This is a genomic window from Lentisphaerota bacterium, from assembly GCA_016873675.1.
In the GTDB taxonomy this organism is placed as follows: domain Bacteria; phylum Verrucomicrobiota; class Kiritimatiellia; order RFP12; family JAAYNR01; genus VGWG01.
In genome coordinates, this window is the sequence record VGWG01000142.1 from 1 (window position 1) to 5985 (window position 5985).

Here is a 5985-nt window from a genome sequence, read left to right on the forward strand (position 1 = left end):
CACCGTGCAAGCCGCCATTGGTTCTGCTCCGCTGCTAGCCATGCGTTCAGCAGGGATGGACACAGCCCCAGGGGAAATGATCCTCGCGATTGCCGTATTGAGCATTTTTCTAACGGCGTCTACTGGCGCTTGGGCTATAAATGTCTTGGGACGACGTGTTCTTGAAATTGCCCCTGAATCCGAACATGATGCCTATGATGCGGCAGTAGAAAGCGATCCGGAAGAGTGAAGCTAATCCGATGCCCTGCTGCGTACGTCGCTACCGCGCCGCCGCAGCGGGCTGACGTTCTGCGGTGCTTCGTGATCGGAATGGTCACGGGGCTGTCTGCGCGGGATGGACGGGTCTCGCACGAAGGTCGGCTCGTGCTCGCCACGGGGTTCTGTGGCGGGTTTACTACCCTGTCCGCGCTGATGGACGAGACAGTCGAGATGCTCCGGGGCAGCGAGTACGGGCACGCGACCCTGTATGTCGGCGGGTCGTTGGTTGTCTCTATGAGCGCCTGTGTCCTCGGGCTCATGGCTGCGCGCGCGCTGACCAAATCGGGCGGCGGAATCTGGATCTGACAACCGATGAAGCCGACGCATTATTCTGTCGGTTTCGGAGTCACGGGGGGGCGCACCGTCCAGCGCAACGTGTAAACGAGGAGCAGCACACCGCCCAGAGTCAGAATGGCCATGTAGGCGCTGGTGGCGGCGACCAGATTGGTCAACTGTCCTCCACCCGCCAACGGGCTCCCCAGCACATGGAGCCTGATCGCGTTGACGCCCTGCGCGATCAACCACCCCGTGCCGTAGACGGACCCCAAAATCCCGAGCGCATGAATCACTTGAAGCCCGATCATACCCCAGCGACGCCAACTGCTGGATCCGTTCACCATCAGGCATGCTTCATGCATCGGCATCAGCAATGCCAGCAAAATATAGTAAATCCCGCCAATGCCCGTGCCTGGAATTCCTGCTATCATAACTCAATGCCCTTTCTCATACACCATCAGCCGCTTGCGCAGCACCCACTCACGCCAGATGGCCTGCAGCAGAAAAACGCTGTTGACCGTGCGCAAGACAAAAAAGCTCGGCAAACTAGCCAAGGCTTTTCCCAATTCCCTGCGTTCAGCCGCCTTGATGAGGACGGGCACAGCCACCGCCGGCGCGTCGATCAGGTAGCCCAGCAAGAAGAGAGGACTGACAAACACAGCCAAACAGGGTAGCAGAACGAGGTAGGCAAGGGAAGCAATAATTGCGTCCCATAAAGAAATCATAACGGCTGCGCGTAAAAAGGGTATACGCAGCAAGTGACGCCAGTGTACGACGACATTCTGGATAAACCCGTGGGACCAGCGCCGAAGCTGCTTGCTCATGAATGCGTAGTTGTGCGGTTCGACCGGATAACAGACCGCCTCCGGAATAAACCGGACGCCCTGATGGGCCGCGTAGAAACTCCACGTCAAGTCCATGTCTTCGGCCATCGTGCGCGTCCGCCAGCAACCATTGGCGCGCAGAATGTCGGTGCGATAGACAGAGAAACAGCCCGACGAGATCAGCGGCCGTTCGTAGTAATCCTGGATCGGCTTGTAAAAGGAGAATGCGAATAGGTACTCGATGTACCGTCCGCGCTCCCAGACGGTGCGCACGAAACGGGGCAACACCAGACCGCAGGCGGCCGCAATCTTGGGATTATCCAGGGCCTGCATCAAGAGTTCGATGGCGTTGGGTGCCAATGTCGTGTCGGCGTCAATCGCCATCGTGAACTCCGTTTTCACGAAGCTCATCGCGAAATTCTGGGCGCCGGCCTTCGATCCGGTGTTCTGGGGCGGGCGCAGCACGGTCACGCCGAAGCTGCGGGCAATCTCGGCCGTGTTGTCGGTGGAACAGTCGTCAATCACCAGAACCTTTTCTGGCAATAACGTCTGTGCCTGCAAACTGCGCAAGGTGTCGGCGAGAGTGGTTCCCTCGTTGTAGGCAGGAACCAAGACGGTCAGACGACTGTTCGTTATGGGATCGCTCAAGAAGGCCTCATAGGTTAAAGGGAAAACACGTCCCGCACGCCAGACACAGTGTGATTTGCCTGGGTGGTGATGCCACAATTCTGGCAGAACTTGTTTTCGACCAGAGGCGGACCCCCGCACTCTGGATTCGCCACCGCCTGTGGGTGGACGACCTTTCCGCAGTTGTTGCAATACATGTGCGATTCACTCCGTCTCTACCGATTCGCCGGGAAGAATATTACCACATACGTGACGGGAGTAAAGCGGTTTCTGGCGCTCGTTCGAAAGGGACGCCTGCGTCATGGGCTCACGGCGGATAAAAGAGGAGTAAAAGAAAACGCCGTGTTAAGCATCGCGCGCGCATTTTTTCCACAAGGGCAGGACGATATATGTTATGATTCCAACGTGCCAGTGTTCTGCCCCCGTGTTCCATGGACGGCATCGCCGTGTCCGGCGGGTTCAGCCAAGCGGTATTGTGACGGCGACCTTTCAGGTGAGGGCCGCTGAGGTGATTCCGCGCGCACGATGGAGTGTGTAGCATGAAGATTTCAAAACTCGACAGAGGGCCCCTGTTGTTGAGGGTCTGGAGGGTCAGAGAATGGCGCGCACTGGTCGTTTCTCTGCTGCTGGCTTTTTGCGTTACGCTTGTGGGTGTGGCGATTAACTTCAACGAATTCCTCATGACGTTCTTCAAGCCGCACGCCAATCAACCTGTTGTTGTCAGCATCATCAATTTCCTGGTGCTCTGGTTGATTATCATGCTGGTGACCTCGTATTTGAGCTGGCGTTCCGAAGCATTGCGCAACGAGGATCTTGAGGACATCATTGACAGTATTAATCCCGACGTGATGCTGGTCGTGGATGCCAGGCACAACATCATCATGGTCAATCCGGCGGTCAGTCGAATGTTTGGTTACGAAGTGAACGAAGTCATCAAACGCAACACGGAGTTGTTGTTTTTTGACCGGAGACAAGTACCGGAGGCAAAACATGAAATCTACGATGCGCTCGAGAAGGAGGGATTTCATATTGGATGGGCGACCGGGCGACGGAAAGACGGGGAAACATTTCCTGTGGAATTTATTACTGGATTACTCAAGGGGCATCGCGGGGGCGTACTGTTGGTGAGGGATGTGACGCAACGCAAGAAGGCCGAGATGGAGCGGGAGCAACTCCAAATCCAACTCCATCAGGCGCAAAAGATTGAATCCGTGGGCCGGCTGGCGGGCGGCGTGGCGCACGACTTCAACAATATGCTCCAGATCATCCTAGGCCACACCGATCTGGCCATGGAACAGATTGAGGCGGGCACGCCTCTGCATGCTGACCTGATGGAGGTTCGGAATGCCGCCCAACGTTCGGCTGAGCTCACTCGGCAACTGCTGACATTCGCCCGCAAGCAGGTTGTGGCACCCAAGGTGATCAACATCAATGACACCATCGAGACCATGCTGAAGATGCTACGGAGGCTCATCGGGGCGGAAATCAACCTGGCCTGGCTGCCGGGTAACGAAGTCTGGCCGGTCAAGATGGATCCGTCTCAGATCGACGAAATCCTGGCTAACCTTTGTGTCAACGCCCGGGATGCCATCGTTGGCGTGGGCAAGATCACTATCGAGACGGCCAAGGCATCCTTCGACGAGGAGTCCTGCACGCAATACGCAGGCTTTGTCCCCGGCGACTACGTGCTGCTGACCGTGGGCGATACCGGCTGCGGCATGGACGCCGAGACGCGCGCTCACCTCTTTGAGCCTTTCTTCTCCACCAAGGACATTAACCCGACTTTCCCCATTCGACATACTTTTCGACCGAACGGGGAAAGTCGGGTTAACAAAGGCACCGGCTTGGGATTAGCCTCCGTTTACGGCGCTGTCAAACAGAACAACGGTTTCATATACGTCAACAGCGAGCCGGGCCAAGGCACGACGTTCAAGATCTATCTACCGCGCCACACGACGCAAGCGGCGCAGGAAACAGAAAAACCCGAGCAAGCGGCGCAGGAAACAGAGAAATCCGAGCCGCCGACAGTGGCGCGCCGCAACGAGACCATCCTGCTGGTTGAAGACGACCCCATAATCCTGGAATCAACGAAGAAGATGCTGGAGAACCTGGGGTACACCGTGGTGGCGGCCGCCACACCGGGCGAGGCCATGCGTCTGGCCTGGGAGCATGTCGGCTACATCGACCTGCTCATGACCGATGTGGTCATGCCCGAGATGAACGGCCGCGTCTTATCCAATAAACTCCTCTCCCTGTATCCGAGCCTCAAGATCCTGTTCATGTCGGGCTACACGGAAGACGTGATCGCCGGCAGCCACGTGCTGGACGAAGGCGAGCACTTTATCCAGAAGCCGTTCTCCATGAATGACCTCGGGGCTAAGACCAGAGAGGCGATGGAAGACGAGTGTCGCGTCGCTTGAAAACGCGACGCCCTCTGTGTCTTTCTCATTCCGCCGCTATGGCGATTCGCTTGGGCTTTTTCGCCTCGCTGATGGGCAGCTGAACGCGCAGCAGTCCGTTCTTGAGCGAGGCCTTCACGCCAGCGGCATCCACGCGATCTGGGAGCTCGAAGCTCGCCTTGTAGGTCACAGGCGAGATCTCGCGCAGCGCGAGCGTGTAGCCTTCGGGCTCCGCCACCGTGTTGGCGGCTTCGATCAACAGAACGCTGTCCTCGACGGTCACTTGGAGCGACTTGTCGTCCACGCCCGGCAGCTCGGCCACGAGCAGGAACCCATCCTTGTCCTGGCGCACCGCCGTATTGGGCATGATCTCGTCGCGGCATTCGCGCCGCTCCACCTGAACATCCTCTTGCTTCACAACATCTGTTTTCATGGTCAGTCTCCTTTCTGAAGTCACCCGTTACGCCACTTCGATCGTCAGCCTGCGCGGCTCGGACGCCCGATGCCGCGGCAGGGCGACGGTCAGCACGCCGTTGCTGAAATTCGCCTTGATGTCGTCGGACGCAACCTCCTGCGGCAGTTCAAACCGGCGCTCAAACGCCAGCGCTCCGCCATCGGCCCGCTCGCGGTTGCCCTTGATAGAAAGCTCGCGGCCATCGACATGGACATCGAGCTTGGCGGGATCCACACCCGGGATCTCAGCCGCAAAAACCCAGCCTTTTGGTCCTTCCCAGACGTTGACACGGGGATACCTGTAGCCCATCCCGGCCAGCGAGCCGACGGCCCCTCCCAAGGGCCAGTCAAAGCCCAGGAAATCGTCCATTAAACGCCAAGGATTGAGAGTTGCATAGTGTGTCATGTTATCCTCCTTTGCCGACCTGTGTCGGCGTTGTCGACAAATACCTAGCAACAGGCATGCCAAGCAAAAACGTTCAAAGAAACACCGCATTCCAATCGGCCGGATTGAGCGGTAGGCAGGGATTGTGAGGGCGATCTGTGAAAAAATGGACACCGCAGACCTGTCACACGCGGGACATTATGACACAGGAAATAGGCACAGGAAATAGGGTGACACGTTCGGTCTGGTCTGTTACTCTCAGTCTGGTTGCATGCATGGCGTTCAACGCGCGTCAGCCCTCGGCGGGTCATGCGCCATGGACAGAAAGGGTAAGCGCATGTCTGTGCCAGTCAAAGAAAGCACAAAGCCCGCGCAAACGCTCACGGTCATGTGGACGGGCAGACGGTGGGTTGTGGATTGTCCGATCCCCACGGAGCGCCTGCAGTCCCGATATCCGCTGACCCTGGAGTTGCCCGACGCGGCGGTCCGCTGGCGTCTGTTGTTCGAGCCGGACACATGCCTCTACCTGCCCTTGCGGGTGACCCGCAGACGGAACGAGCTTGACCCGCTGATTGCGCGGCATTATTCGGAAAGCGGCGTGCGGGCGCCCCCGGAGGATGGCCGAAGCTATATTCCCATCCGGTTGTTGAAAGGGCTTTACATCCGCAAACCCAAGGGGTGTGGAGCCTGGCCATCGTCTCCTTGCCCGTGCCGGATTGAGGGGCGCGCGCGCGTCTTCCGAAGCCTGAACCAGTTGACACAA

The 5985-nt window shown here is 58.0% G+C and carries 7 protein-coding genes and 1 pseudogene; 4 read left to right on the forward strand and 4 right to left on the reverse strand.

The window, feature by feature from the left end:
* Both FJ222_11635 and FJ222_11640 read left to right on the forward strand, forming a co-directional pair.
* A pseudogene (locus FJ222_11635) lies at positions 1 to 139 on the forward strand (sodium:proton antiporter).
* A gap of 86 nt (positions 140 to 225) precedes the next feature.
* Positions 226 to 564, forward strand: a complete 339-nt coding sequence (locus tag FJ222_11640) for a CrcB family protein (protein ID MBM4165074.1) — start codon at positions 226 to 228, stop codon at positions 562 to 564.
* 20 nt (positions 565 to 584) lie between these two features.
* Here the strand turns inward: FJ222_11640 and FJ222_11645 are convergent, their stop codons facing one another.
* Both FJ222_11645 and FJ222_11650 read right to left on the reverse strand, forming a co-directional pair.
* Entirely contained in the window at positions 585 to 965 is a 381-nt protein-coding gene (locus tag FJ222_11645) for a hypothetical protein (GenBank protein ID MBM4165075.1), read from the reverse strand.
* Positions 966 to 968: 3 nt separating this feature from the next.
* Positions 969 to 2189, reverse strand: coding sequence for a glycosyltransferase family 2 protein (locus FJ222_11650; GenBank protein MBM4165076.1), 1221 nt, complete (start codon positions 2187 to 2189; stop codon positions 969 to 971).
* 335 nt (positions 2190 to 2524) lie between these two features.
* Here FJ222_11650 and FJ222_11655 point away from each other — a divergent pair, with 335 nt between their 5' ends.
* Complete coding sequence (locus FJ222_11655) at positions 2525 to 4405, forward strand: PAS domain S-box protein (protein ID MBM4165077.1); 1881 nt, start codon at positions 2525 to 2527, stop codon at positions 4403 to 4405.
* A gap of 25 nt (positions 4406 to 4430) precedes the next feature.
* Here the strand turns inward: FJ222_11655 and FJ222_11660 are convergent, their stop codons facing one another.
* Entirely contained in the window at positions 4431 to 4817 is a 387-nt protein-coding gene (locus FJ222_11660) for an Hsp20/alpha crystallin family protein (GenBank protein ID MBM4165078.1), read from the reverse strand.
* Between the two features lie 27 nt (positions 4818 to 4844).
* Positions 4845 to 5333 carry an Hsp20/alpha crystallin family protein gene (locus FJ222_11665; protein MBM4165079.1) on the reverse strand — a complete coding sequence of 163 codons (489 nt, stop codon included), beginning with the start codon at positions 5331 to 5333 and terminating at the stop codon, positions 4845 to 4847.
* Between the two features lie 226 nt (positions 5334 to 5559).
* Here FJ222_11665 and FJ222_11670 point away from each other — a divergent pair.
* A partial coding sequence (locus FJ222_11670; protein MBM4165080.1) for a hypothetical protein occupies positions 5560 to 5985 on the forward strand: 426 nt, incomplete at its 3' end.

What these genes read in the sequence shown, in the direction of transcription:
- FJ222_11665 (MBM4165079.1), bottom strand. Translation starts at nt 5,333, where the DNA reads ATGCGGTGTTTCTTTGAACGTTTTTGCTTGGCATGCCTGTTGCTAGGT.
- FJ222_11660 (MBM4165078.1), bottom strand. Translation starts at nt 4,817, where the DNA reads ATGAAAACAGATGTTGTGAAGCAAGAGGATGTTCAGGTGGAGCGGCGC.
- FJ222_11645 (MBM4165075.1), bottom strand. Translation starts at nt 965, where the DNA reads ATGATAGCAGGAATTCCAGGCACGGGCATTGGCGGGATTTACTATATT.
- FJ222_11655 (MBM4165077.1), top strand. Translation starts at nt 2,525, where the DNA reads ATGAAGATTTCAAAACTCGACAGAGGGCCCCTGTTGTTGAGGGTCTGG.